We start from the raw sequence: 26,322 nt of genomic DNA on the forward strand, positions 1-26,322 counted from the left end.
TCCGCAAGATTATGTAATGATTATTCTTTTTACAAAAACAGATAATAACCGACATTCATTTTTGCAAGATATAAAACATAACAGCAAAATGAAACCATTCTTTTTGTCTGCAGGATATATTTCTTTGACCTTTTTACTGTTATATCGTATCATATGAAAACAGAACAGCACACAAAAAGAATTCATGCGCGAAATCATAGAAAAAGCTCAAACCGGAGACAGTATAGCCTTTCAATCGTTGGTTGAAGCGCATCAGATGTTTGCTTTCAGAGTGGCATTTCGTCTATTGTGTCATGAGGAAAATGCACACGACGTCGTACAGGAAGCATTTATCCGGGTCTGGAAACACCTGGAGAAATTTAACAACCGCAAAAAATTCAGTACTTGGTTGTACAAAATTATTGTCAATTTGTGCTACGATCAAATGAGATGCGCCTGGCATCAGCATCACCAATCCATTAATGATGATTGCCCAAGTTTTGCTGAACAGACTGATCTGGAGGAGAACATAAGCAATCAGGATACAACCTATCTTGTATCAGCCCATAAATCATTCTTTTCCGTTGAAAAAATGAATCAGGAGCTCGTTTTTCCGGATGATTCTGTCGCGATAAGCAGTTCGGCACATTGGCAAAAGGCATTTCGCTGGTTCTATACATTTTTCTATTACAGTGAAACATTCCAGACTATCTTTCCGTTCCGGGGTATACCTCTGGAGCAGGAATTCACTGAACAGGAAATCAAATGGATAAAGGCAGGAATTGATACCAGCGATATTGACGACAAACTGGATAACTGGATCATCAAATCCATTTTTATCGAGTTTTATACCGCCTTTGAATCATATGCAGCGAATCATCCGGATTTAAATATCAGCAGCGCTGAATTGAAAGCAAATCGGGATTCGCTGTATCAGCGGATGATGCATTATGAGTTTCTCGAGACTGATGACACAAGCTATGTTGATTATTTTACATCCCAAGTTCATTCAATATAAATAACAAAGGTCCTGTATCTGTGAGCAGGGCCTTTTTCCCGATGATCGTTAATTGGCAGTATTGCACAACATGAACAGAACCTGCACATGTGCATTTTCATCGATCAGGGAACTCAAAGATTTGGCAAATAGATTCTCGTCAGTTTGGCAAACTCTTCAATTTGCTGTTTCTCCCAGGCAGCTGATTTTACAAGCTCTTTACGCATAATTCTGGCCACTTTGGGTGACATTTCTTTTGCTGCGCGGGCATCCAGGAATAATACCCGCGTTCGTCTCGCTAAAAAGTCCGTTACCGTGCGTGCCATTTCTTCACGCACCGCCCACACGACCTCTCCGGCACGGATATCATGTCGCTCGTGCAGTTTCTCATCAAAGTTCTTGTCTTCCCGAAGCAGATTACGGATTTCTACCGCATCAGCCCCATAGTGTTTTAATTCTTTGAATATTTCAGCATGCTGATGGTAACCGTGAATGAGCAGATTTTCAGTATTGCAGGGTTTTGAGGGCAGATTAGCAACCAGCGCAGCTTTTTCGATGGTATCCTGAGCCATCTTGCGGTAAGTGGTCCATTTACCGCCGGCAATAGTAACCAGTCCGGAATTGGAAATAGTAAGTACATGATCTCTGGAGAGCGCGGCTGTATTTTTGGTTTCCGGATCAAGAACCAGGGGGCGAATCCCTGTGAAAATGCTTTGTATATCCTGCATATCCGGGTCTTTGCTTAAATATTGCGCCGCATGTTTGAGCAAAAATCCTATTTCTTCATCCATTGGTACGGGTTCAACATCAAGCGTTTCTACAGGTGTATCCGTCGTCCCGACAATGACGTGATTGTACCAGGGAATGGCAAACATCACCCGGCCATCCGCCGTATGCGGCACCATGATAGCCGTATCACCGGGCAGAAACTCGCGTTCCAGGACCAGATGTATGCCCTGGCTGGGCTGGATCATCGGCTGCACCTGTGGATCATCCATCCTTCGAACGCCGTCTGCGAACGGGCCGGTGGCATTGATAACGGCTTTCGCTGACAATTCGTATTCTCTGCCGGTTTCAAGATCTACGGTGATCACTCCCGAGATCATTTCATTCTCTTTCATCACTCCGGTTACCGGCATGTAATTCACCACAACAGCGCCCTGTTCTTCGGCAGTACGGGCCAAATTAATCACCAGACGCGCATCATCAAATTGTCCGTCGTAATAAATAACACCGCCGTCAAGTCCTTTGGTTTCAATCGTCGGAATACGCTCAATGGTTTTTTCTTTGGAAATCCATTTTGATTTACCGAGCCCCTCCTGCAGGCCATCATATCATAAATTTTGAGCCCGATTCCGTAAAAAGGTCCCTCCCACCAGTCATAATTCGGCACAACAAACGGCAAATCACTCACCAGATGCGGAGCATTGCGCATCAGAATGCCGCGCTCGCGAAGTGCCTCCAGAACCAGCGTAATGTTTCCCTGCTGTAAGTAGCGTACGCCGCCGTGAACCAGTTTTGTGCTGCGGCTTGAGGTACCCTGACTAAAATCACCTTTTTCCAATAACAGAGTCTTGTATCCTCGCGCGGCCGAATCCACCGCAACGCCCATTCCGGTCGCTCCCCCGCCGATAATAATAATATCCCATTTACCTTTTTGATCCTGAAGCTGCGCCAGCATTTTATCGCGATTCATAACCTGTCCCGTCTGACTATGGTTTGCTTTTTATTGTTTTATAAAATAAAAACATTTTCGGGGAATAGAAACAGTTTTTTAAACATTCAATGCGGATAACAATATAAATGAGCTGGATCATCCCCTCATTCCCGGCCGTCTGTATTCAACAGACGGCCGGTTGGAATCTTGATACTATTTAATCAGCAGCATCTTTTGAGTGCTGGAAAACGATTTCAGCTGTCATTTTGCACAAATACACACCTGACGGCTGTTGAGCAGCATCCCATTCAACACTGTGATACCCCGCATTCATCACATTATTCATCAGAGTCGCAACGCACTGGCCACTCATGTTAAACACTTTGATGTTAACAAGAGTACGCACCGGGGTCTCAAAACTGATCCGGGTCACCGGATTAAAGGGATTCGGGAAATTCGGTCTCAGTACAAAATTGTCCGGTCTCTCTGCTCTCGAATCCACAGCTGTTCCGGCGCCGCCTGTTAATCCGGTCAATACATACATCTGATCCGGCCGGTAAACAATCGGCATCGAATCAGCCTGCGCCTCCGCCCGGTACTCATATTCTGTTTCATGGTCCCAGACTTTAAAGTACAAGCTGTCTCCGGCGTAAAAACCGTCTTTGACTGATGTCATACCATCATCACCCCACAGGGTGATCAGCAGATTATCTCCTTCCCAGACCGAAGCGCCGCAGCAGAGTCCGTCCGAGTTGAAAACTCCGATTTCATCGCCATCTTTTAATGCGGTACCGTCGGAGAACACCGGATTGGCGGATGTCGGGATCACCAGACTGGCATTCTCGCCGGTATTCCCTTTAACGGTGAAATGCACAGGTTGAGCGGTTTGCGTGGATTTTGATTTTCCCAATATCGTCACAACCAGCGGAAATCTCAGACTCGCGGATTCGGCCATGGACAGCTTGTAAGCTTCGCCGGGTTCAAGTTCACCGATCGTATTAATACCAAATTCGGGAATGAACGAATTGCCCTGCATATCTTTGGCCAGCAAAAGTTTTGATCCTAATTCCGAGAAACAGAAAGCCGCCGGAGCGGGGAACTGCGGCAGATAACCAATCATGTTCCAGCCGCGTTGCAGCTGAATCAAAAAGTCCGAATCGACAGGAGTCCCGTTGACCTCTATTGTCTGTTCGGTTTTCATCAATACTTTATATCCCTTGGTAAAATTCAGATCACCGAGATTATTAATCCCAAATTCAGGCAGCCAGGTATTTCCCAATCCGTCTTTCATAATCTGAATATGACTGCTAATGCCTTCAAGAGCGGTATCGATTCTGTTATCATCATTGGTGATATTGTAGGAAAATCCGTTCCAGCCTGTGGAGAATGCTTTTTCGAATGTCACATCAGAAGAAGTATTGAAACTTGCAATGACAAAAAGTGCATCAGTCTGGTAAACACCGCTGCCCTGGGAATAGGTCACCTGGACATCACGGATTTCCCGCTGTGTTTCGGGTTGCAGCACCCGGTATTGTATGTCTTCACCGGCTGTAAATCCTTCAACCACATCCGCTGTAGCAGGATCATCGCCCCACGCCGTAATTTGCATATTCTCACCCTGCCATCTGGAATAACCGCAGCAAATACCTTCACTGCTAAACACACCCACATAATTGCCGGTTGCAAGAGATATGTCATCCACCCTCGGTTCTGCCGACAGCGGCAGGACGATCGTAGCATTATATCCGGTGTTTCGTACGGATTTCCAGGTGTCCGGCAGATGCGCTGTATCTCCCGGCTTGATAACAGCAGCATAATCCTCAACCTCGCCGTCCAATGCGAGTCCGTAATACGGCAGGTTGGGTTCGGTACTGAATCTGACGCGCATCATCGTATTGCCGGAATCCGCAACAGCAGGAACAGGGACGGCCACCAAATCCTGTCCTGCATCCATTTCATAATCCTGCAGTACATGTTCAAACCCGTCATTCCAGGCGCTGTCACTGTTGCAGTCAATCCAGATGTTCAGATATCCGGCAGCAGACACATCCATCCAACTGTAAAAGTTTTCACCGGTTAATAAAACAATCGGCTCTTCGATGCCGTCTTCATCATCCACACCCCGGGCATCATCACCTGTAGCGTTGTTCAGAATCCCGGCATCCTTTTCCATGTCAATGAATTCACCAAGATACACATCCGGGGACTGGAGATGTTTGGCGCCGTTGTGGGCATCCAGGGTTTGATAAAGTACCCCGGCTGCATCGCCAAAGTCATACTGGACGCCGTACCGGTTGGTATGCAGCAGAAAAGCCAGATCCACATCAGTTCCTACAGGGGCGTATTCAGTAATTTCCACAGGCTCGGCGGTATTCACCGGTTCGGTAATCCGCACCGCATCCTCGTGAAAATAATGCTGACGCGAGACCCAGCCCCATTCATTCGCATCAGGAATATCCTCATAAATCGGTGCAATGCAGATCCAGTAATGGTTGGAATCACCAAGCTGATAGAACCAGTCCGCATCATCCGGAATATGATAGGTATATTTGAAACAACTTTGAGGATCATCGGAGCTACCCGGTACGTGAATGCTGTCTTCCAGCGTCTCGGTAAACTGATCCCGGCCGACCAGCCAGCCGTATATTCCATTGGCCGGCCCTTCGCCCTCGGTTGTCGTTTCATGATCAAGGATGGCAATGAGAAAGCTGTCAGGTGCATTCGCAGGCGGGGTTGTTTCATCCCAATTATCGTACGCACCCCACCAGGTTACGCCGGTTACGGGTTCAGAATTGCTGCAATACCAGTCATCGGCTAAAAGATGCGAACCGAATCGGCTGGATATGGCTTTTCCTTCAAACCAGTCTCTTGGAGCCCGCAAGGGCAGCAGGGGCGGTTGCGCCCATTTGAGAGTATCCGTACCCCCCGGCAACTCGGTCAAAACATTTCCAAATATATACGGCGCATAAAAATCATCCGCATCGATATTGATATCGTAATACGGAATCGGGCCCGGATAAACCTGCCGCCAGCCCGGCTGCAGCTGTTCCCGCAGTTTGTAATGTCCGTAATCCGGATCAATAATAGCAAACAATCCTCGATGATCGGTCACGGCTGACGCTTCACCGGGGTCAAGCCGAGCATTGTCATTGGCATCCAGATACATTCTCCAGCCTTCCAGTCCCTCATCCCCACCGGACAGGATGCCATCTCTGTTCAAATCATTGAACTTGAATCCGATCACGGCGACCTGACCAAAATCCATTGACAGCTCATGTACTTGCAGTATATGATCCTCAACTTCACCGGCCAGACCCTCACCATACGGCGGCATCATCACCATCGCCGAGTTGCCCACAGAGATTCGGCAGCGCGCAACGATGGGGCCGGGCGTAACGAAACCGGGGGTGATAAAGTGTACGGGGATGCGTTGTGAAACAATGCCGTCAAAATGTTCACGCGAAAAAGTCCTGGACGTGACGGTTTCTCCCATCCCTTCATCAAACTGCCCGTTGCGGTTATAATCGATCCACAACTGCATGGACACCTGATCGGCATCATGATCCTGAAACGGCGTGATATTAACAAACACAACAGACGGAACGCCCGGCGCCAAAAAAGAGCCGGTCAAACCGTTTTCATCATCATTGCCGTCCTCATCATCACCCACAGCGATCATATTCCATTGCATACCGCTGTCGTCATCCGGTCGATCACTCGCACCGCCAAGCCAGGGACCGCCGAGCGGATTCCAGGCTTCCGGATAGCCGACCGGGGCATCGCCGTAATCGGTACCCTCCCGATCAATACACACCAGAAAATAATCTTCTACTTCTCCATCTCCTCCATATCCTGTTGGAAGCAGATCAAATTCCGTATTTTGACTGTCTGAAACAAATAAACGGGTGCGCATAAAAGTATGTCCGATTTCAGCATCCTCCGGGATCGGGATGCTACGAGGCCAGGTATCTGTATCACCTCCGGTCATCAAAAATGGGCCGGTTAAGAACATTTCATCTTCATCCCAGGTGTGGCTGATATCAAAATCGATCCAGCGTATCAGATAATAATACAATTCAGTGCCTTCGGGCGCATTTGAATGAACTTGTGTGGTCAGTTCCAATGTTCCACCGGGATAATAGTCCATCCGGGGCAAAGTAGTGCCATCTTCATCATTCTCTCCGGAATCATCATCACCTTCAGCTGTTCGATGCGGTTGTCCGTCTCCCTCGTGATCAATCAGCTCTCCAAGTCGTACGAATGGATGCACAGTATGTGCCGCACCTTCATCCTCCCAGCGGGTTGGATACGGTTCGGGTGCATCGCCAAGATCATAGACCTGCACCGTCTGGCGGGGAGAACACTGAAGCATATAGTCCTCGACTTCGCCATATCCTCCCATTCCGGTCGGAGAATTAACATTCCACTGCACCACTTCGGAAGCATCCGGGCCGGTGAATAATCTAAAACGTGCTGCTATACGCCCAAACTCGGCATCTTCAGGGATTTCCAGTGTAAAGTCATGGGTGGCTGTCGCACCCGCAGATACCACATCACTGGAAAAATATACCAGTTCATTGTATCCCAGCATATCCGAATCAAAAACATTGTTCTGGTTAAAATCCACCCAGCCCTGGACCAAACAATGTTTTGATGAATCTTCAGAGTGTATAGTAATCTGCACATCAATTTCATCATCCCGGTGAAAAAAAGTTCTGCTGAATGTGACTCCGTCTTCATCATCGATTCCATGATCATCATCACCCCTTGCCAACGCTGATGGTATACCGTCAATTTCTGCATCAATATGTTCACCCAATGAAAGAGCGCCAACAAAATGACAGGCGCCTCCATCCGCTTCCAGTGTAGGATAGGAATCCGGTGCATCACCGTAATCTCTATCCCTTGCTGGCAGAATATTCAAAAAATAATCCTCAACTTCACCTTCACCGCCGTGACCGACAGAAGAAATAAAATCAACAGGACCGCCGGGATCTGCATCATTTACATATAATCTAAACCGGGCGTAGGTATGCCCGGGCTCGACGTCCCCGGGAACCGTAAATGTAAAACTTGAATTATAAACAGGCAAGGCGGATGATACAGTCATGCTCTGCTCGCAAATCATTTCCTCAGAACCAACACCCGCATCCCATTCACCGTCATGGTTGTAGTCCATCCAGCCGTATACAGAAACAGTAGCGGCGCCACCCAGCGGCGGCATGCCTTCGGTCGGTTGATATTTGACGGTAAAGGGAACCGTCAAGGTTTGTCCGGGATACAGTGTCATGGATTCGAAATGGATGCCGTCTTCATCATCCGAGCCGTTGGTATCATCGCCCAGACCATTGGCGGACGGACTGCCGCTGCTTTCCCCGTCCCACTCTGATCCCAGCACAGCGCTGCCGCGTCGATGTGAGGCGCCGTTATCCGCATACGTGGTTTGATACGGCGCCGGCGCGTCGCCAAAATCCCAGTTCTCCGAGATGATCACACTGGCCGAATCCTCATCCTTTTGATCATGTGAATCATAAACCCGAAGATACACCTGACCTTCAAAGGGGGCGGCCCAGGTCTGATTAAACGTCTCCTCATCCGAATCGCCAAACATGCCGTCCTCATCCAAATCCCATAACCACTGAGCGATGTAATCCCTCTCATCCGGATCATATGAGCCCGATCCGTCCAGTCTAACGGATTGTCCGACCAGTCCGTGATAAGGTCCGCCGGCGTCAGCAACCGGCGCACGATTGGGTGGGTTGTCCCAAAAGTTATTGCCGTGATACGGGCCATTGAGAATTTGACTGCCCGTATATTCTACTGCGGTAGAATTAAACACACTACCGCCAATTGTTTGAGCGGCAATCGATGTGTGTCCCGGCAAGTCATCCTGGACAATACGAATCGTTTTGGGAGTGGTTGAACCACTGATGGATACGGAAAAAGATCCGTCTGCGGATGTCACATCAGTATCCAAAAGCACACCGCTGCCAGACTCTACATTCAATAGTCTTATTGTGCTTCCCTCAATCGGACGCGAGGTCGATCCCTCCGGGCCCTCATAAAGATAACCGGTAAAAGTGGGTTGCGCGTACAACGAACAAACAGTAAGAATCCCTGCAACCATCAGACATAAAGACTTCATAGAACTCCCCTCCTACTCGATCTTGAATTAATGGTATAATTTAATTTTTATGACGGAATCTACCACTATTTTAAACAATATGCAAACAAAATATAAGTATTGCCCCGATAGTTGCATTATAAACGTTCAGAACGGTCTCCCACCCCTCAGACGATTAAAAAAATCGATCGATGCATTTTTATTCATGCTCTGCTGCTATTTGCCCCAGTCCCACATACCTGGCCACTTTGTTCAATTTGCGTTCGATCAATATATTAATCACTTGTGCCAATCCGTACATTTCAACCCGCAATTTGAATCTCGTTTTAATCTCGTGTATCATCTCTTCCAGTGTCGCATAGTCGGCCGGATCAATTTCATCCAGGATTTTATGAAATGCGTTTACCCCTAAAAGCTCATTGCGAAACAGAGTCAGGTTATGCAGAAAAACATGTTCGGTACAGCGATGCTGCTTTTTACTTTGTTCCAGTTCTGTGATAAGATGCTCAATGTCTTCTTTGAGATCATCCAGTTCGACGGAAAGAATGGCCAGATAATGTTTTTTGACAGATCGCATGCAAACCTCCTTTTATATTATTTTTATATACAGACTCGAATACGGTCGCAAAATATGCATTCTCGGAGGTCTAAAATTCAGGGCTTTACTCTATGAACAAATATAAACAGCTTGTTTATTTCGTATAGCTGATATTTTTCCGGATTTGATCCGGGCCGAACTTTTGCAGCCCGGATACATCTTTTATCGCAAAATTTCAAACTCTGTGGTATCACCAATAGCCGATCCAAACACACCAATTCCGTCACCTTTAAAATGGAACCGGGGTTCCAGCAGGTTGCCGTCTATTTCCTGAATATTATCAGCCGTCAATAGATAATCCGTAAAATTTTGATCAGCAGCGTATAAAATCACTTGATATTTGCCGTAAAACCAGGTCGAAAACCACTCGATATCCAGCACAGACAACTCTTTTCCATTTCCGACGCGGGTCTGATGCCATTGCCATTGATTTTTGGTATAGTTAAAGAATTGCTGTTCATCAGTATCCGAAAGATCATCGAGTTCATCTTTGTCCAATCCGAGAACATTTTTTTCGATAAAATTTTCCACTGACGCATCCAGAGCCACGATGGATGCAATATACGAGCCGGTTGACGGTGACCGATTAAAGGCTATTTGAAAACGGTCGCTGTTCGCCACTGCTGAATCATATTGACGCGGCTCCAGATTGGATGCGGACTCTTGAATCTCAAATCCGGTTTGCGGTACATGCGTGACGCTGGATGCGGAGAGCTGTTGGCCGTCAACACGCGCCTGCACATGCAGGCGATAGGATTGACCGCTTTGCACAATACAATCGGTTCCGTCATACTGAAAACTCATGGCCAACGGGTTAAAAGTCAGAGGGTAAACCTCACCGGTTTGCAAATCCGTGACACTGACCGCCGCGTTTGTCAGAATAAAATCGCTCATGTTGATTTCCCTATTCAGAGGATAGTTTCTGGATATACGGATACCGGCCGGACGTTTTCCGGCAAAAAGATAACCGTCGACAACAATTTTGGGATTATAGGTATCCTGATCGACATTGACCGGCACATCCCCGCAGGCCAGAATGCATATCATGACGGTACTTGCAAAATTTATATATAAACGTTTCACAATCAGTCTCCTTTGTTAAAAGATCAGATTCATTCCGATTGAAGGCAGTATGGGTAACATGCCCTGGGTATCGATATTCTGTACAATTCGATTATCGTTCAGTTCATCCTGATAATCGATAAACCACACATTTCTGCGATTGGTTACATTGAATATCTGAAGATAAGGTTCAAGCCGAAAATTTTTAAATTGGCGCTTATAGGTCATGCTCAAATCCAGGCGTACGTACGGAGGCAGCCGGAAATTATTGCGCTCGGTTGGATATAAATAATAGCCGGTATAAAAAGCCTGATCCGGCATCCGCTGCGTCACATACACAGACTTGGTCGTCGTAATCGGCTGACCACTTGCATAGACAAAATTGACTCCAAACTGCCAGCTTTTTTTATCGGCGTGCATCGGCTGACCCCGCAAACCCCGCAGCGCATTTTTTACATCAATGTTACTGACAAGGTTCAACGTATGAGTCCGATCATGCCGGGGAACAAACACATTGCCGCTGTTCAACTCGGGAACCGTATTTTCAACCCGCCCGAGTGTATAAGACAGCCAGCCGGTCAACGGTCCCTGATCTCTGCGCATCAACACCTCCAGCCCGTACGCTTTAGCGCTGGCGGAATGAAAGAGTCCCTTGGCGCTGGTATACAGGGGTTCGCCTTTGTCATTGTAGCTGTCCGGACGCAAATCAATCCAGAAAAACGGATCAAAATGGTAGATATTGTCATAGTTTTTATAATATGCCTCTATTTCCAAAGAATAATTCTCCGCAACTTCTTTTTGCAAACCCACAATATAATGATCGGACTGAGAAACATCGTAATACTGATCTGAGGCGGACCAGATGTCAGCCACAAACAGTCTGGGAATCCGGAATAAATACTGATGGTATCGCCCGGTTGCCGCCTTTAAATTAACGGTTTCAGACAGACGGTATTTCAAGCTCAGACGCGGATCGATATCCTGCTGGTTTACATTATTCCAGGACGCGTTATAGCGCAGTCCGGCCTGCAGTTCGAACAACGGACTCGGTGTCCACTCTGTCTGAATATAAGCCGCAGCATGCACCGGTGACTGTGTGACATCGGTTTCACCACCGGGAAACACAGATGTGTATACCCCGTTTAGCTGCTTGAATTCGAATCCCGCTTTCACATTCAGCTTTTGATTATAAAAATACTCTAAATTCCCCTTTAATGTTCGATCATCAATATTGTTGGTCTCATCAATATTGTCTGCAAATTCAAAATAGGAATCAAAAGAACTGGATGTCAACCAAAAATTTGCAAACAGCTTTGACGAAAATATATGAGTCCAGCGGGCGCTGGCTGTGGTGTTTCCCCAGCGGTATAATAAAGATTGCGAATTGTCATTCTCGGCATCAAAAACCTGATCCATATCGTCCTGGCCTTTGTATACACTCAGTGTCAGTTTATCGTGAGGGCCCAGATCAAGATACGCTTTCAGATGTCCATCATAAAAATAATAATTCGGTATGTTCTCATCTTTAAAAGCCGGAAGTTTGGCAACTGTTTTGTCAAAATAGGTTCGGCGAAACGACCCGGACAAGGCTCCGAGATCACCCAGCGGCATCTGCAGGGTGGTTTTGGCGGACAACAGGCTGATACTGGTTTTTCCGGTATAACTGCGCCGATTGCCGTCCAGGTTGGTCACATTTAGCACCGAGGACAATCGTCCCCCGTATTCGGCCCCGAATCCGCCTTTGGAAATCTCGACATGCTTGATGGCATCTGTGTTGAACGTTGAAAATAATCCGAATAAATGTTCGGGATTATATACGTCCGTACCGTCAATCAGATACAAATTCTGATCCGGTGTGCCGCCGCGCACATAAAGTTCAGACGAAAAGTCAGAGACTGCCGCGATCCCCGGCATGGTTTGCAATGATCGCAGTAAATCGGCTTCCACAACCTGGGGTATGCTCTCAATCTGCCGCGGAGTCACGCTGATTTCAGATATCGGTTTACGGTACAACTTTGTACTGGTGCGCGCCGAATCCGCGACCACGGTCACTTTTTCTGAATAAATTGCAGCTGGTTTGAGAAAAAATTCGATTTCTTGTTTGCGCCCCGGTCTCACTTTGATGTCTTGAAGCCGGGTTTTATAGCCCATGTATCGGCACGTCAATTCATAGGAACCGGGCGGAATATCCGGGATCGAGAAAAACCCCATAGAATTGGTCGAAGAACCGATATACGTATCCGGTATAAAGACATTGGCGCCGATCAGCGCTTCCCCGGTCTGATCATCATAGACGAATCCGCTGATCGTACCCGAACTTTGGGCGGATAGAACGCCTGATATAAATACAATAATCCAACTAACTGCAAACAGCTTTTGCATTTCATCTCCTCAAAATTATCATGTTTGTTTTATACAGAGGAACGCGCCCCTTTAAAATATCCAGTACGGGTGAACCCAATCTTTGTTTCACCTTTTTATGATTTATTCGAGTCGGGTTCCCTGTTATCGGCGCTGCATAAAGACTGAATGATGGGATATACGACGCACCAGAATCGGTACGACAACCAGTATCATCAACAGTCCCGGCGCCCCCCTCAGGACCCAAAGGATGGAAGTAAACGCTTCCGGAAGCCCCAATAGTGACGCCAAAACCGTTACCATAAAAAACAATACGATTCTGGAGGCGACAAGACCGGCTGCCAGGACCCAGAACACCCCCAGTTTTGTCGAATTAAACAGTGCTCTGGCAACAACAGCCATCACCGTTAATTCTGCGATCATGATATAAATAATAGGCGGAGAAACAGGCGGCATGCCGGTAATCAGCGTAGAAATTAGTGGCGAAAGCGCCGCCACAGCCACAGCAAATCCGAACGGCAAAAAAAACAGACTGATGGCAATGGGCCAGAACATGGGCAGAAAAAACGGACCCAGCCCAACAGCATGAAACAGAATCGGAAACAGCACACTGAGCGCCATAAACATAGCGCTCAGTGTGATATGTCTGGTCATTCCCGGCATATCAGAACGAATAATTGAGACGGGTGAGCAGCCTACGTCCGGGCATCGGATACCCCAGCAGGGTTTGATAGGAGCTGTCCAGCACATTTTTCAAATGCAGCGCCAGAGATACCGACTTGCAAATCTGAACTGAAGCGCTGGTGTTGACAATCGTATAATCCGGCAACGGATCCTGTCGACCATCGGAACCGAACAAGTCGCGTGCGTGCAGCAGAGATACCGAGAAACGGGCAATGTTATAAACATAGCCGGCATTCAATGTCAGTTTTCGTTCCGGATATCCACGGGTTTCGTCTTTTAGGTCCATATCCGACCAGGAAGCCGTAACCTGGAGATCATTTAAAGGTAACCAGTGGGCGCTCAGCTCATATCCGGTATGGACAAAATCTCCTGAATTCTGAAATTGCGGTTTGCCGCCTATAAAATTCATTCTAATCATATTGCTGCCTTTTGCGCGGAATACCACACCTTCCAAAACAGCGCGATCACCGATTCGATGTCGAATTCCGAATTCAGAATTCCACATCTCTTCCGGTTTCAGGTCTTTATTGCGCGGCGGAAACACATACAATTCCCGAATCGCAGGACTGCGAAAGCCTTTTGACGCGGATACACGTACCGATGTATTTGACGTCAGATGCGACACCAACCCGAGTTTGGGCAGAACTTGCGAACCATACAGCTCATGTTGCTCCATGCGCAAACCGGCGGAAAGAATAAAGCGATGGTACAACAACTGCTGCATATGGACATACGGGGCGTATTCCCTCATGAATTTTTCATCATATTGGATATAAGGAACCTTGTTGATCGTGTCCTCCGCATCTCCGCCGTACTGCTTGTAATCCAGTCCCGCCGTCGTGGTGTTGCCCCGCCACAATTCCATATTGTGATAAAACATGACTCCCAATGTTTGATCATTCGATCGCCAGCCGTCAAAAATACGGTGCCGCCCGAAATTTCCATGCAGTTTGAGCACAGAACGTCCCAAACCACTTTCATGATCTATCGTCAAATCGGCGCCGGAACGATAGAGCTGATACCAGTGTTTTTCCTCGCGATAGGGCTCGGTCTCTGTCCCCGGGTCCAAAAGATAAATATCTGAATAATTGGCATTGATCTCCAGACGGGTTTTTTCAGAAAATTCATATCCCATATGCGCCGTCATATGATTTCCGTCAAAATCAGAATTGTCACGATGACCGTCGGTTGCGCGCAGTCCGCCGGAGAGATGATAATTGAAATTCCCCGCTTTCCCGCCATGTCTGATTGATAAATTTCGGGTATCAAACGAGCCGGCTCCAACGGCAATACCGGTTTCAAATCCAGGCTGATCCACATCACGCGTCACCAGATTGATGACACCGCCCATGGCATTGGTGCCGTAGAGAAAAGAAGCCGGGCCGCGTACCACTTCAATACGCTCCAGCCCTTCCAGGGGATAAGCATCCGAAATCGCATGTCCCATCATTCCCACATGATATCCGGCCGACCATCACGCAGAACAAGCACCCCGGTCACCGGTGATCCGCCGGTCCCGCGGATGGAGACTCCCCCGGCAGCGCCGCTCGCCACACCATATCCCATCAGAGCGCGCTCTGTAAGAAAGACACCAGGCACTTGTTCTTTGATCAATTCAAGAGCCGAGTATGCAGTGGCTTTTTCAATGGTTTCCCGGTCAATGACGGAAACGCTGGCGGCAATATCCCGCTGCGCGCCTTCAACCTTAGTCGCCGTCACCACAACCGGATTGAACCGGTATTTCACAGAATCCACATCAGCAGAACTTGAAATTACGGTTTGTGAGAATAGCAAAACGGTCAATGTAAGCATTACATTAATATTTTTCATATTAGCCTCATTTTAATTTTTTACCTGTCGTAGTCATCACCAAATCACCATGTTTGACCCCTTTCATACCCATCAGTTCCTGAGCCAACTGACGCACCCGTTTCGCACAGCCGCGCACCGCCGAGACTTCCAGACTGTTATTCTCGTCCAGCTGCACGTGCATGGTGGAAATAATTTCCTGCAGGGGCCCTTGCTCGGATTGGGCCAGCTTTTTGGTGATCGTATTCAGACAATTGTCGACAATAACGGTAATGGTACCGACAACCTTGTCTTTGGGATTTTCCCATTCATCCTTGATCAGCGCATCCCGGATCAAATCACGAATCGCCTCTGAACGATTCGCATAACCGCGTCTGTCAATCAGTTTATCAAACTCTGACAGTAAATCTGAATCCAGAGAAACACCAAACCTCAACAGTGAACTCATTCAAACCTCCGTGTTACATTTTCTTAAAAAGTAACACTTTTATATAAAAAAATCAACACATTTTTAGAAAAAAATCATCCCGCCGTACGTGACGGTTGAACGATTATTATCCATGATTGTATTATCGTAATCCAGGAAATAACCCTCTGCGTCCGGAAGTATTTCGAGAAAGGTCCGCAGCGCCGCATAGCCGCACACATGATATTCATTGCCGTTCTGCTGGAAATAGCGCTGGAATTGATGTTTATCCTGGTTGGCTACAATATCAAGTATTTTTATCACTGCGTTCCACATCAGCTAAAAACCGCGGATCCGGCTTGAAAGTATCTCCATAGGCAAGACCGACGTGCGCCAGATCTACACTGGCAATCACGCAAATGCTGCCCTTGAACTGACTTAGAACATTGTTCAGGGTCCGGGTGAAGGACTTTAACATTTTTTCTGTTTCATCATCCTGCTGATGCTGGAATGAACACAACACAGGCAGGATTTTAAACGTGGGTTCGAAAAAATGTGAAAGGAACAGAGTCTGAAACTCGATACTGTGTTCATTCCGATGCGCAAACTCATCGGCATACGCATCAAATTCGCATTGACGGGCGATATGATCCGCCATTTCCCAGTCGGTTTTCACCTTGGCAAGCGGGGTCTGAAAATGTTTTCGGGTCAGAGCAAACGGCATTTGCATGGTCATATGTCCGGTTCCGAGAATGACATAGAGATCAGCCGGTTTGGACAAGGCCAACAGTTTATACACCTGGGCGTACATCTTTCCGCCTTTTCGCACATCAATATGCGGCGCTACTGCAGCTTTGACGGTACGGTTCACCAATTGGGTGGCAAGCTCCAGATGGGATTGGGCGTTGCGTGTCAACTCGTTCATAAATTGGGTGAGTTCCTGCGGGTCCTCCGGATAGCTGTGCTCACTGCAGGCCGGCAATCGTGTATCTGTCTTTTTATACTCAGTATGCGCCTGCCGCAATGTATGCCGGAAACGGTCATTCATCATCAAAAGACAGCTGTCCAGTTTTTTCAGCAGATTAAAATAACGCTGCGCCTCGATCCGGTTGCCGAATTTTGACAGATATTCCGCCTGTATCTCATCCTGTGAATGCTCTCCATCCATAAACTGCAGCAGATAATAAAGATCCGAAGAAATGAGCAGCTGTTCGTCGCCGAGATTCAGCGGATCATTCAAACCATAATACAGTCGGCCTTTGCGGTCATAGACATGAAACGGCTCAAGATCATGACGCAATTGTGGGTATTTAGAGATCTGAGAGGGACTGGCATGAAAGCTTTTTCTTTTCAAAGTCACTTGTTGTCAAGCTCCACAGTTTAATGACAAACCAGCATTAATAATCGCCGGCAACCCGGACACCCGTTCAACTCTGATCGTTCAAGCTGCCCGCTGTAATTGGCAGTCGTATCGTATATCCCGCCGGAATCACTTTGACTGAAATCCGATAAGCCGGATTGTATTGTTGAATCGTCTGTGCATCAATATCATACTCCAGAGACAGCTGGTCCAGGGTCGCGTGACGGTCCAAAACCACCGATTTGTACTCGACTTGAGGCAGTAGATCAAGTTCGCCAAAATAAATCTTGTATTGAGTTGACACTTTCCAGGCCGCGTAAAATTCAGCGTAAAAGTTTTTTGATGCAAACCCGAACAATCGGCTTTTATGTTGCGCGATTATCTCATCCAGCTCGCGCGTTGCATGTTTTTCACTGGCGCGTCTGATGCCGTTCAGACCGTAATTGTACGCAGTGATCGCCAACGGCCACGACTGTAATTCATTATAGTTGTCTTTTAACAGCCTGGCCGCTGCAATCGTGGACGTGATCGGATCGTAGCGTTCATCCACAATTGAATTGATCCTCATATATTTACGCGCCGTGTAGGCTGTAAACTGCCACATCCCGGCGGCCCCGACTTTGGAGCGCGCATTCCAGTTGAATGAAGATTCCACATGCGGCAGATAGCACAGGGCTTCCGGAATATCATATTCATTAAAAACAGATTTTATATACGGCAGAAAACGTCCAGACCGGACAATACTTTGCTGAAACCGGTCTTTTAAGCCTCTTTGAGCTCTGATATTTTCCGATGCTTTTACGAATTTTGCCGAATCCTGTACAGAGGACCAGAGCATATACAGGTCATACTGAAACCGGGACAGCGAATCATTTTCAACCACTCCGGATTGAGAGAGTGCCTTGAGATTCTCTTCAATATAGGTGCGTATTCTCGTCACCTTTTCCCAGTCCTCTGTGCTGTCCATCGGTATGACCGTATAAATGATATCCGGATAATTTCGGTCATGCAGCACAACCTGATCCGAGGATACCTGAGTAAATATCTTGATCCAGAACCTGACATTGTCCTTCAAGGGTTCAGGCAAAGGCAACGTTTCTGCTCCGGACGCGCTTGCAGAAACGCTAAACAACAATAAAATGAAAAGAACATAACACACATGCAGCATTCGCGCTCCAAAAGTAATTTTCCGCTTCATCACTGCTCCATTCCGGCTTGGTTGAAAAGAACGCTTTCCTGTTAAAACTCGGTTTTGGGATCCCTGTCAATTTTATCCCAGTCTTTTAAATCTTTTCCAAGAACCGTCTCGGTCAATTGCGGATAGGTGCGTAATATCCGGGCAATCGTGGAAACGAGTTCATCTTTGCTGAATGTTTAAGTCGTTCAGACACACGGTCCACATGTATAAAGTCCTCGGAATCACTCACCCAGGTATACAACAGAGCAATGACGTGGATGCAGGTCTCCCGCGAACTGCTGCAGGTGCAGGAACTGGATATTTCCTGATCACTGACAGCGATCTGAACCTGAAATTCTTCAACAAAATTACCGACACGTCCGAATAAATGATTTTGATAAACGGTTGCGTCACGTACCTGGCTGTTCTCGCAGTAGGACCAGGCCTCGCCATTTGTGGCCTGTTCATCAAACCGGGCGACCTTTTCCCACGTCAAATCATTCAGCGCTTTTGTAACTTTCATACAGCTAACACCCTATCTATAGTATATTTTTTCAAGATTGCATAATAAATGACGGCTAATGACTCCAAAACTCTTGCATTTTCTTTTGATGCGCGCGCAGTTCTCTGACTTTATTGACCGCTTTTTGTCCGATTTCACTGTCCGGCTGCAAGTCAGCGGCCTTTTCAAACGCCTGAATCGCATTATCATATTCTTTTCGATCTTTTTTGTGGTAAGCGAATCCCATATAATAGTGCGGTTCCGCCCGCTCCGGATGAATATTCGCAGCGTAACCGAACTGCATAATGGACTCCCACAAATCTTCAGAACTGCCCATTCTGTAATACAGTCTGCCCTTGGTGATATAAAGCTCATATTGCGCTTCCTCAAAATCCGGCTTGGAGGTCAAAGCTTTTTCATAGTGGTCGATCGCCGCTTCAAATCGGCGTTTCGATTGATACTGATTTCCCTTTTCAAACCATTGCTCCGCCCGCTCTTTTCGCGTCTGCAGGTCATCCAGAATCCGCAAAATCGGGATACTGTCTTTTTTGAATGTCAGTAAAACATGGTACAGCTTTACAGCCTGATCGTGCTTGCCCATGTCCCGCAAAACATCTGCTTTCAACGCTACCTGTCGGGTTGAATCCGTATGAAAGCGTTCCGCCCGCTCGATCATGTTTAAAGCATCATAATAGTTTGAATCCTGTTTCGCAGTACGGGCGCGTTTCAGCAACACACAATTAACAGACTGACGATAGTTCATATTATCGGGATATTGTTGAACACAGGCCGTAAATGCCTCTTCAGCAGCCTGCAGCGAGTCCAGTTCTTCAAGGGCATTGCCCATGAGAAAGTAGGCCTGCGTATCTGATGAATCGGCGCGGATGGCCTCGCGGCACAGACGCACCACCTGAGAATACGACCCCTGATCATAATATTCATGCGCCTGCTTGAGATGGCTGCATGCTGATATCAAAACCATTAAAATGAATGAAACCATTCCTGCTGCTCTGAAATGAGATAATTTCATATAAACGTCTTTCGTGTTTGTTCTCAATACTCTGGAACATGAAATATAATCGTTTATATGCACATTGTCAATACTGTTCAATCATGCGGACAGATTTATGTTTAGTAAAAGTTCACCATAAAATAATATCAGCCGGCACATCCCGAATTTACATTTTTTTCTTGCGTTTAACCGGTTTTTTTGCTCATATTATCATATCAAAACTGACCATCGAAAAAACCAGGATAATCTATGACAGAACACTCTTTTGTGATTGGTATAGACCTTGGAGGCACAAAAATCTATTCCGCCGTAACGGACCAAAAAGGGAAAATTATCGGCAGCGCCAAAAAAAAAGACAAAACCCGAAAAAGGATTTGAAGCCGTTGTCAAGCGCATAGCAAAATGTATATTCAAAGCGGCGGAAGAGTCCGGACTTGATTTCAAAAAAGAGGTGGCCGGCATCGGCATCGGTTCCCCCGGCCCTCTGGATATGGACAAAGGGATTGTAATCGAAACGCCCAACTTGAAATGGAAAAATGCGCCGCTCAAAGAGCGCCTGGAATTACTGACCGGCAAACCTGTCAAAGTTGAAAATGATGCGAACGCCGGCCTGATCGGCGAATGGGCATTCGGAGAAGCTAAAAAAGCGAAACATGTTGTCGGTTTATTCATCGGCACCGGCGTCGGCGGCGGCATTATCATTGACGGCAAACCCTTGCACGGATTTAACCAGAACGCCGGTGAACTCGGACATATGATCATGGACCCGAACGGCCCGTTGTGCGGATGCGGCAATCACGGTTGTCTGGAAGCGTTTGCAAGCCGCACCGCCATTGAACGCGTCATCCGTCAATCTGAAACCAGGGGCGTCAAAACCAAAATCTTTAAGGGTAAAGACCGCGACGAACGCATCAGAAGCGGACGCCTGGCCAAAGCCTTTAAGGATCAGGATCCGGCTGCTGTCATGGCAATTCATCAGTCCGCCATCTATGTGGGATACGCTGTGGCCTCCCTGGTAAACATCTTTAATCCCGAATATGTCGTGCTGGGCGGCGGGGTTGTCGAAGCGCTGGGCAAACCCTATGTAGAGATTGTCGAAAAAGTGGCGCGCCAGAATGTCTTTGATATCGCCCTGCGCAATATTCATATTATTGAAGCGAAACTGGGCGACGACGCAGCTGCGCTGGGCGCCTCCACCCTGGCCTGGCAGGACCTGAAATAAAACATGTAAAAAGCCGGCGGGATAGCGCAGCTAAACTCAACCGCCGGCGAGTTTGACCGTATAGCCTTTTTTTTCCAGAAATGCCTTGATTTTTGTTCGATGATCGCCCTGGATGATAATCACTCCATCTTTGGCCGATCCGCCGGTGCCGCACTGCTGTTTCAATTGCGTCGCGATGTCTTTTTGCTGATTCGGCACAATACCGAATATCGTTGTCACCGTCTTACCGGCGCGACCTTTGGTTTCCCGGCGGATTTTGATCACCGGCGCGCCTGACCCGGCATTTTTTGTTTGAGATTTGCACACACATTCATCTACAGGCTGTTCACAATTCGGACAGGTTTTGCCTTGGCCGGTGGAATAGACCACTGTTTTTCTTCTTCATAGGTCTCCCGCTGTTCTCTCACATTGTCACATTCATCAAGCTTATCACACCGATCATAATCTACAATTTATTCCGCTCCCTTTCAAGTTTGATTTTTATTTATCGCCTCCGAGCGCATTCGATATCGCAGTAATTCGTGGACAGTCTTTATTGCGGTCAGCATTTACAAAGTTTGAGAATGTAAAGGTGGAAGTGCCCTTCTTATCACCCGAAAATGATGCCAAAGATAATAATCTATGGCTATTGTAGCCGGATTTACAGTTGTCGACAGATTGTCAGTGGTCCTTGCCAAGATATCAATTTGATGTGGTTATCAGGTTACTTTTTGCAAAATTTTGGTTGCCTCCTTATAGCCCACCTTAATGAGGTCATCTGCTTGCTCAATATCGACCATATTGAAATCCGAGAGATCAGGTTTGATTAGAATATCCGCTTTCGCGGTTTGTAGCTCAGTGGCTGTTTTAATCAAGAAATCAAATGATCTTAGCATTACTTCAATGATGTTTTCCGGCTTTTTGTAAAGGTGTTCGGCATTCAAATCAACACCGATGGTAACTTGAGCTCCCATATCTTCAAGCGGTGTAATGGGAACATTTTCAACGATACCGCCATCAACGAGCAATTTGTTTTCGATTTCCACAGGAACAAAAATACCGGGAATACATGTGCTTGCCATTACAGCTTGAGCTAAATTGCCTTTATTCAGAACAACCTTGTCGCCGCTGGTAATATCTGTTGCCATCATTGCGACCGGGATTTTAGCGTCCTCAAAATTGACGTCACCGACATGATCCGTTATAAGCTCGCCCAGTTTTTTATTTGCAAGCAAGCCAAATTTTGAAAGGGAAATCCCGGAAATATCCAGCCAATTCAAATCTTTAGTGATTTCTTCTACCTCTTCCCAGGTTTTTTGGAACGCAACAAACGCTGAGACAAACGCTCCGATGCTGGTTCCCGAGACGTAGCTTATTGAAATGTCATGCTCTTTAAGCGCTTTTAACACGCCTATATGGGCGGCGCCAAGAACAGCGCCGCCCCCAAGAGCCAATCCTATTTTTTTATTTTTTTTTAGTTTTTTCATTCGCTGTCCTGTTTGAATTTACCGAAAGCACTTTTTATGGAATCACCCAGTGTTTTCCAGTCTCTGTTCGATACCATCTTTCAAATCTTCCCAGGCATCCTCACCCGCTTGCTGGATTTCATCGAGCTTTTGTTGCGCTTTTTCTTTCTTGCTGCGTAAATCCTCGATTTGCTGACGATATTCAGCTTTGGTATCTGCCGGTGCTTTGTCTGCTTTTGCTTCAAGTTTCTGAATCTCGGCCTCCCATTCTTTCAGTTTGGCCGACATTTTGTCGATATACTCTTTTCGATCTTTCATTTTAGTTCTCCTTGTTTGGTTTTAAATTATTATTTTTCAAAAAGCTTAAAAACTGCTAAACAATTGGTAAATTCAGCAGAACGCAATTTTATATTACCACCACTTTAATTCTTTACCATTTTCACCGGTCTAAAACTTTACCATACATTTTCTTTCATTTAATTCATTTTCATAAATATTCATAAAAATTCCATCTAATTTTCTCTTATTTTCATATCATTCGTTTTATTCTCTTTTTCCCCCTTTCACAAATTAATTTTTATGGCACTTTAGATTATTGGGCTTGTTTTTGGCTGTATGTTGGTTCTCAGCCCTAACTATCCTTCCACCAATACGAGTGTCTGTGATGAAGAAAACCATTATTTGCAAGAATTGCTGTAAGCAAAAACCTGCTAATCCCCGGCTCAAAGGCAATCAGTTATACTGCAGTGCCCCCAACTGCCAAAGAGCCCGCAAACGTGCCTGGCAAAAACAAAAAATGATTCAGGATTCTCAGTATCACGAACAGCAAGTCGCATGTTTAAAGAAATGGCGCAAGACCTATCCATTAGATAAATATCAAAAAGAGTATCGTAAAAAGCATCCAGACTATGTGAAAAGAAACCGAGACCTTCAGAAAAAACGCAATGCGAACCAGTCAAAAAAAGCGGAGCTGATTAAAATTGTAAAAATGGACGCGTTAAAAAAGCAGTCAGAAAAATTATACACTTGTGTAATGAATCCTTATAAAATTGATTCATCCGGGAAAATTGTAAAAATGGACGCGTTAATCGTGCAACTGGCTGATTTACATAAAAATATTGACCTTTTTTTGTCTTTAAGAATTTAATTGTAAAAATGGACGCTATTGCTATTTGCCTTGTGGTATAGTAGATTTCAGTTGAATTTGTACGTGATCTATTATTGGGAGGCAGAATGATGAAAATCACCAAAAAACCCCTTATTCCCGACCGGGTGCGTAACATTGATGGGGGATTTAGTTTTATTCCACACCGGTTTATCACAGACCATTTTTTTACCAGTTTGAATCAACACGAGCTTTTGATTTACTTTTTGCTCGTGCTTGTCGGAGATCGGCACGGGCTGTCTTATTACAGTCAGGACCGGCTCTGCACGATGCTGAGGATAAGTCTTGATGATTTTATCACTGCCAGAAACGCTTTGATCAAAAAATCCCTGATTGCCTTTGACGGGTTTATGTTTCAGGTGCTTTCTTTGCCGAAAAAGCCGGTTGCACTGCCTTCAAAACCCTTGACTACCCGCTCCGATTTTGAAAACTGGGACCCCATGACGATCCGTAAACTTGTAACTGAATCTCTTGAAAGGGCCAAAAGTCATGATGAATAAACGAATCATCTTTGAAATTCACAAATTGGCTGATATGGGCATGAAACAACGCCAAATTGCCAGAAAGTTATGTATTTCAAGACCAACTGTGCAAAAATATCTCAACTCCCCGGATATTGCCACACCTCCCAGACGTCCAAAGCCAGGTAAATTGGAACCGTTCTATAATTATATTGATGAACTGCTGGAAGGTTGGCCGAACGCCAGCGCTGTTGTTATTAAACAACGTATCGACGAAAAAGGCTATACCGGAGGGATTACGATTTTGCGCGATTACCTCCTTGCTAAACGAGGAGGTAAGAAACGATCCAAAGCCTACATTCGGTTTGAAAGCAGCCCTGGTGAACAATGTCAGTTTGATTGGGGGCATTTCGGCAGTCTCATTTATGGCAACACCTCCAGAAAACTGTACTGCATGACGGTGATAGAATGCCATTCCAGAATGCTCTACATCGAGTTCACACATAGTCAAAACAAAGAAGCTGTGATGCGCACCCTGTTGAATTCTTTTTTATTCTTTGGTGGCGCTCCCAAAGAACTGGTGCACGATAATTTGAAAACAGCGGTCATTGAACGAATCGGCGATATTATCCGGTTCAACGAAGATTATTTGCATTTCTTGCGCCCTTTTCATATCAGACCTTACGCGTGCGGCATAAGGGACGCATCCGCAAAAGGCAAGATAGAAAAAGGCGGTGTTCATTACGTTCGCTATAACTTTTGGCCGTGCCGCACCTTTGCCGATCTGGATGATGTAAATGTGCAAGCCTGCAAATGGCGCGATCACATTGCAAATACACGTATTCACGCAACAACGAATGAAAAACCGGTTGAACGTTTTCAGCCGAAAGCCCTGCGTCCATTGCCGGATGTATTGCCGGATACCAGAGATCATTCAGAAGCTAAAGTCCATTCCGATTGCCGGTTTAAATTTGATGCAAATTATTATTCAGCGCCTTGGTGGATGGCCGGTAAAACAGTCAGTGTCAAAGCGGATAACCATACAATTTGGGCAGGCCATAAAAACAAAATTGTTGCTGTACACACGCGAAGCTGGAAACGCCGGGCTGTTATTGAAAATCCGAACCATATTTCAGAACTTTTGAAAACACGTAAAAAGGCAAGGTTAACCAGACAAGAACAACTCTTGTTTTCAATGGGTGAACCCATCAAACTATTCATCGAAAATTTGGCCAAGGCCGGGAAAAGCCTTTCCGGGCATCCAGTCATCTCCTGGAATTAAGAGAACAATATGGAGCCAAAGCAGTTGTGGAGGCCGTTGAAATAACCCTCAAATACAAAGCCTATGGCGTCGATTATGTTGAGAATATCCTGCATCAAAAAATGCATATTAAAACATATTACCCCAAAGTTACCCTCAAAGATGAAACGCTCAATCAGTTACAATTACAGGAACCCGATCTGTTAATCTATGATGCCATTACTTTGAAAAAAAGCAGGAACAATGATGACAAAAATTGAAAATACAATCCACAAATTGCAGCAGTTGCGACTCAATACCATGGCCGAATATCTCGAAGATGCCTTTGAAAAAGAAAAAGAGCAGAACAACGGCTTTCTGTGGCTGCTCGATTATTTGCTTGACCTGGAAAACGAATCACGCTGGAAACGCTCTGTTGAAAACAGAATCAAAGCGTCGCATTTGATTGATAAATGCTTGCCAAGTGACTTTGATTTTAAATTCCATGTCTCCCGACAACAGAACCGATCCCTTGTTTTGCGTTTGTCCGAATGTGATTTTATTCATAAAAAACAAGACGTGATCTTTATTGGCGCCCCCGGAACCGGAAAAACCCGATTAGCAAAAACCATAGCTTATCAAGCCTGTTTGAAAAATGAACGTGTACTCTTCACAACAGCTATTGATATGATTAATCACCTCATTGCCGCTCAAGCTGATCAGTCGTTGTTAAAAAAACTAAAATTTTATCAAACTCCAAGTCTGCTTGTTTGTGACGAGTTGGGTTTTCTTTCGCTTGACGAACAGTCATCAAATCTTTTTTTCCAGGTGCTCAGTGCCAGGCATGAACGTGTGAGTACAATCGTGACCACCAATCTGCCCTTTGGCCGCTGGGGAGAGATTTTCAAAGTGCTGTAATCGCTCAAGCCATCGCAGACCGGCTCGTTAAAAACTCGGAGATTATACTGATGGAAGGACCATCTTATCGACAGAAAAATAAATAGTAATCTGGTTTCATTTTAAAAATATAAAAATATAATTGATATTTTATGCCAAAGAAC

At 46.0% G+C, this 26,322-nt stretch carries 22 protein-coding genes and 3 pseudogenes; 8 read left to right on the top strand and 17 right to left on the bottom strand.

Annotation, left to right across the window (positions count from 1 at the left end):
- Positions 1-184: 184 nt before the first annotated feature.
- Positions 185-997 carry a sigma-70 family RNA polymerase sigma factor gene (locus tag U5R06_06940; protein ID MDZ7722543.1) on the top strand — a complete coding sequence of 271 codons (813 nt, stop codon included), beginning with the start codon at positions 185-187 and terminating at the stop codon, positions 995-997.
- A 113-nt stretch (positions 998-1,110) separates the two neighbouring features.
- Here the strand turns inward: U5R06_06940 and U5R06_06945 are convergent.
- The 14 genes and pseudogenes from U5R06_06945 to U5R06_07010 form a co-directional block, all read right to left on the bottom strand.
- A pseudogene (locus tag U5R06_06945) lies at positions 1,111-2,672 on the bottom strand (glycerol-3-phosphate dehydrogenase/oxidase).
- A 178-nt stretch (positions 2,673-2,850) separates the two neighbouring features.
- A complete protein-coding gene (locus tag U5R06_06950; GenBank protein MDZ7722544.1) occupies positions 2,851-8,778 on the bottom strand; it encodes a GEVED domain-containing protein in 5,928 nt (1,975 codons plus the stop codon).
- A 178-nt stretch (positions 8,779-8,956) separates the two neighbouring features.
- Positions 8,957-9,334 carry a hypothetical protein gene (locus tag U5R06_06955; protein MDZ7722545.1) on the bottom strand — a complete coding sequence of 126 codons (378 nt, stop codon included), beginning with the start codon at positions 9,332-9,334 and terminating at the stop codon, positions 8,957-8,959.
- Positions 9,335-9,517: 183 nt separating this feature from the next.
- Positions 9,518-10,438 (bottom strand): DUF4249 family protein, encoded by a 921-nt coding sequence (locus tag U5R06_06960; protein ID MDZ7722546.1) that lies wholly within the window; start codon positions 10,436-10,438, stop codon positions 9,518-9,520.
- A 15-nt stretch (positions 10,439-10,453) separates the two neighbouring features.
- Positions 10,454-12,799, bottom strand: a complete 2,346-nt coding sequence (locus U5R06_06965) for a TonB-dependent receptor (GenBank protein ID MDZ7722547.1) — start codon at positions 12,797-12,799, stop codon at positions 10,454-10,456.
- Between the two features lie 123 nt (positions 12,800-12,922).
- On the bottom strand, positions 12,923-13,432 hold the full coding sequence (locus U5R06_06970) for an ECF transporter S component (protein ID MDZ7722548.1): 510 nt from the start codon (positions 13,430-13,432) through the stop codon (positions 12,923-12,925).
- A gap of 10 nt (positions 13,433-13,442) precedes the next feature.
- Positions 13,443-14,912, bottom strand: a complete 1,470-nt coding sequence (locus tag U5R06_06975; GenBank protein ID MDZ7722549.1) for a TonB-dependent receptor — start codon at positions 14,910-14,912, stop codon at positions 13,443-13,445.
- Entirely contained in the window at positions 14,909-15,292 is a 384-nt protein-coding gene (locus tag U5R06_06980; GenBank protein MDZ7722550.1) for a TonB-dependent receptor plug domain-containing protein, read from the bottom strand. Before U5R06_06980 ends, U5R06_06975 begins: the two co-directional genes overlap by 4 nt.
- A 7-nt stretch (positions 15,293-15,299) precedes the next feature.
- Positions 15,300-15,719, bottom strand: coding sequence for a nickel-responsive transcriptional regulator NikR (nikR, locus tag U5R06_06985; GenBank protein MDZ7722551.1), 420 nt, complete (start codon positions 15,717-15,719; stop codon positions 15,300-15,302).
- A gap of 63 nt (positions 15,720-15,782) precedes the next feature.
- On the bottom strand, positions 15,783-16,001 hold the full coding sequence (locus U5R06_06990) for a hypothetical protein (GenBank protein MDZ7722552.1): 219 nt from the start codon (positions 15,999-16,001) through the stop codon (positions 15,783-15,785).
- On the bottom strand, positions 15,985-17,037 hold the full coding sequence (amrB, locus tag U5R06_06995) for an AmmeMemoRadiSam system protein B (GenBank protein MDZ7722553.1): 1,053 nt from the start codon (positions 17,035-17,037) through the stop codon (positions 15,985-15,987). The genes U5R06_06990 and amrB overlap by 17 nt, the downstream gene beginning before the upstream one ends.
- A gap of 67 nt (positions 17,038-17,104) precedes the next feature.
- Entirely contained in the window at positions 17,105-18,235 is a 1,131-nt protein-coding gene (locus tag U5R06_07000; GenBank protein ID MDZ7722554.1) for a lytic transglycosylase domain-containing protein, read from the bottom strand.
- A 112-nt stretch (positions 18,236-18,347) separates the two neighbouring features.
- Entirely contained in the window at positions 18,348-18,737 is a 390-nt protein-coding gene (locus U5R06_07005; protein ID MDZ7722555.1) for a hypothetical protein, read from the bottom strand.
- A 55-nt stretch (positions 18,738-18,792) separates the two neighbouring features.
- A complete protein-coding gene (locus tag U5R06_07010; protein ID MDZ7722556.1) occupies positions 18,793-19,716 on the bottom strand; it encodes a tetratricopeptide repeat protein in 924 nt (307 codons plus the stop codon).
- Between the two features lie 352 nt (positions 19,717-20,068).
- Between U5R06_07010 and U5R06_07015 the strand changes: the two are divergent.
- Positions 20,069-20,950, top strand: a pseudogene (locus U5R06_07015) (ROK family protein).
- Between the two features lie 36 nt (positions 20,951-20,986).
- On the opposite strand, the gene U5R06_07020 reads toward U5R06_07015, so the two are convergent.
- The gene (locus U5R06_07020) at positions 20,987-21,319 is read right to left on the bottom strand and encodes a translation initiation factor (GenBank protein ID MDZ7722557.1); all 333 of its coding nucleotides are present in this window, start codon (positions 21,317-21,319) and stop codon (positions 20,987-20,989) included.
- 233 nt (positions 21,320-21,552) lie between these two features.
- Between U5R06_07020 and U5R06_07025 the strand changes: the two are divergent.
- Positions 21,553-21,599 (top strand): annotated as a pseudogene (locus U5R06_07025) (hypothetical protein).
- A 49-nt stretch (positions 21,600-21,648) separates the two neighbouring features.
- Here U5R06_07025 and U5R06_07030 read toward each other — a convergent pair.
- Together U5R06_07030 and U5R06_07035 are read right to left on the bottom strand one after the other, a co-directional pair.
- Positions 21,649-22,416, bottom strand: coding sequence for a patatin-like phospholipase family protein (locus tag U5R06_07030; GenBank protein MDZ7722558.1), 768 nt, complete (start codon positions 22,414-22,416; stop codon positions 21,649-21,651).
- A 42-nt stretch (positions 22,417-22,458) separates the two neighbouring features.
- Positions 22,459-22,713: a hypothetical protein gene (locus U5R06_07035; protein ID MDZ7722559.1), complete on the bottom strand. Its 255-nt coding sequence runs from the start codon at positions 22,711-22,713 to the stop codon at positions 22,459-22,461.
- A gap of 343 nt (positions 22,714-23,056) precedes the next feature.
- On the opposite strand from U5R06_07035, the gene U5R06_07040 reads away from it, so the two are divergent.
- The 5 genes from U5R06_07040 to U5R06_07060 all read left to right on the top strand — a co-directional run bounded on the left by U5R06_07040 (position 23,057) and on the right by U5R06_07060 (position 26,179).
- A complete protein-coding gene (locus tag U5R06_07040; protein ID MDZ7722560.1) occupies positions 23,057-23,542 on the top strand; it encodes a hypothetical protein in 486 nt (161 codons plus the stop codon).
- An 86-nt stretch (positions 23,543-23,628) separates the two neighbouring features.
- Positions 23,629-24,060, top strand: a complete 432-nt coding sequence (locus U5R06_07045) for a hypothetical protein (protein ID MDZ7722561.1) — start codon at positions 23,629-23,631, stop codon at positions 24,058-24,060.
- Entirely contained in the window at positions 24,050-25,303 is a 1,254-nt protein-coding gene (istA, locus tag U5R06_07050) for an IS21 family transposase (protein MDZ7722562.1), read from the top strand. Before U5R06_07045 ends, istA begins: the two co-directional genes overlap by 11 nt.
- Positions 25,304-25,329: 26 nt before the next feature.
- Positions 25,330-25,542, top strand: a complete 213-nt coding sequence (locus tag U5R06_07055; GenBank protein ID MDZ7722563.1) for a hypothetical protein — start codon at positions 25,330-25,332, stop codon at positions 25,540-25,542.
- The gene (locus tag U5R06_07060) at positions 25,526-26,179 is read left to right on the top strand and encodes an ATP-binding protein (GenBank protein MDZ7722564.1); all 654 of its coding nucleotides are present in this window, start codon (positions 25,526-25,528) and stop codon (positions 26,177-26,179) included. The genes U5R06_07055 and U5R06_07060 overlap by 17 nt, the downstream gene beginning before the upstream one ends.
- Positions 26,180-26,322: the final 143 nt, after the last annotated feature.

The sequence above is a fragment of the candidate division KSB1 bacterium genome (assembly GCA_034521575.1).
Classification (GTDB): domain Bacteria; phylum Zhuqueibacterota; class Zhuqueibacteria; order Residuimicrobiales; family Krinioviventaceae; genus JAXHMJ01.

What these genes read in the sequence shown, in the direction of transcription:
- U5R06_06970 (MDZ7722548.1), bottom strand. Translation starts at nt 13,432, where the DNA reads ATGACCAGACATATCACACTGAGCGCTATGTTTATGGCGCTCAGTGTG.
- U5R06_06940 (MDZ7722543.1), top strand. Translation starts at nt 185, where the DNA reads ATGCGCGAAATCATAGAAAAAGCTCAAACCGGAGACAGTATAGCCTTT.
- U5R06_07005 (MDZ7722555.1), bottom strand. Translation starts at nt 18,737, where the DNA reads ATGAAAGTTACAAAAGCGCTGAATGATTTGACGTGGGAAAAGGTCGCC.
- U5R06_07045 (MDZ7722561.1), top strand. Translation starts at nt 23,629, where the DNA reads ATGATGAAAATCACCAAAAAACCCCTTATTCCCGACCGGGTGCGTAAC.
- U5R06_06950 (MDZ7722544.1), bottom strand. Translation starts at nt 8,778, where the DNA reads ATGAAGTCTTTATGTCTGATGGTTGCAGGGATTCTTACTGTTTGTTCG.
- U5R06_07035 (MDZ7722559.1), bottom strand. Translation starts at nt 22,713, where the DNA reads ATGAAAGATCGAAAAGAGTATATCGACAAAATGTCGGCCAAACTGAAA.
- istA (MDZ7722562.1), top strand. Translation starts at nt 24,050, where the DNA reads ATGATGAATAAACGAATCATCTTTGAAATTCACAAATTGGCTGATATG.
- U5R06_06965 (MDZ7722547.1), bottom strand. Translation starts at nt 12,799, where the DNA reads ATGCAAAAGCTGTTTGCAGTTAGTTGGATTATTGTATTTATATCAGGC.
- U5R06_07060 (MDZ7722564.1), top strand. Translation starts at nt 25,526, where the DNA reads ATGATGACAAAAATTGAAAATACAATCCACAAATTGCAGCAGTTGCGA.
- U5R06_07010 (MDZ7722556.1), bottom strand. Translation starts at nt 19,716, where the DNA reads ATGGTTTCATTCATTTTAATGGTTTTGATATCAGCATGCAGCCATCTC.
- U5R06_06955 (MDZ7722545.1), bottom strand. Translation starts at nt 9,334, where the DNA reads ATGCGATCTGTCAAAAAACATTATCTGGCCATTCTTTCCGTCGAACTG.
- U5R06_06980 (MDZ7722550.1), bottom strand. Translation starts at nt 15,292, where the DNA reads ATGAAAAATATTAATGTAATGCTTACATTGACCGTTTTGCTATTCTCA.
- U5R06_07030 (MDZ7722558.1), bottom strand. Translation starts at nt 22,416, where the DNA reads ATGAAAAAACTAAAAAAAAATAAAAAAATAGGATTGGCTCTTGGGGGC.
- U5R06_07000 (MDZ7722554.1), bottom strand. Translation starts at nt 18,235, where the DNA reads ATGAAGCGGAAAATTACTTTTGGAGCGCGAATGCTGCATGTGTGTTAT.
- U5R06_06975 (MDZ7722549.1), bottom strand. Translation starts at nt 14,912, where the DNA reads ATGATGGGACATGCGATTTCGGATGCTTATCCCCTGGAAGGGCTGGAG.
- nikR (MDZ7722551.1), bottom strand. Translation starts at nt 15,719, where the DNA reads ATGAGTTCACTGTTGAGGTTTGGTGTTTCTCTGGATTCAGATTTACTG.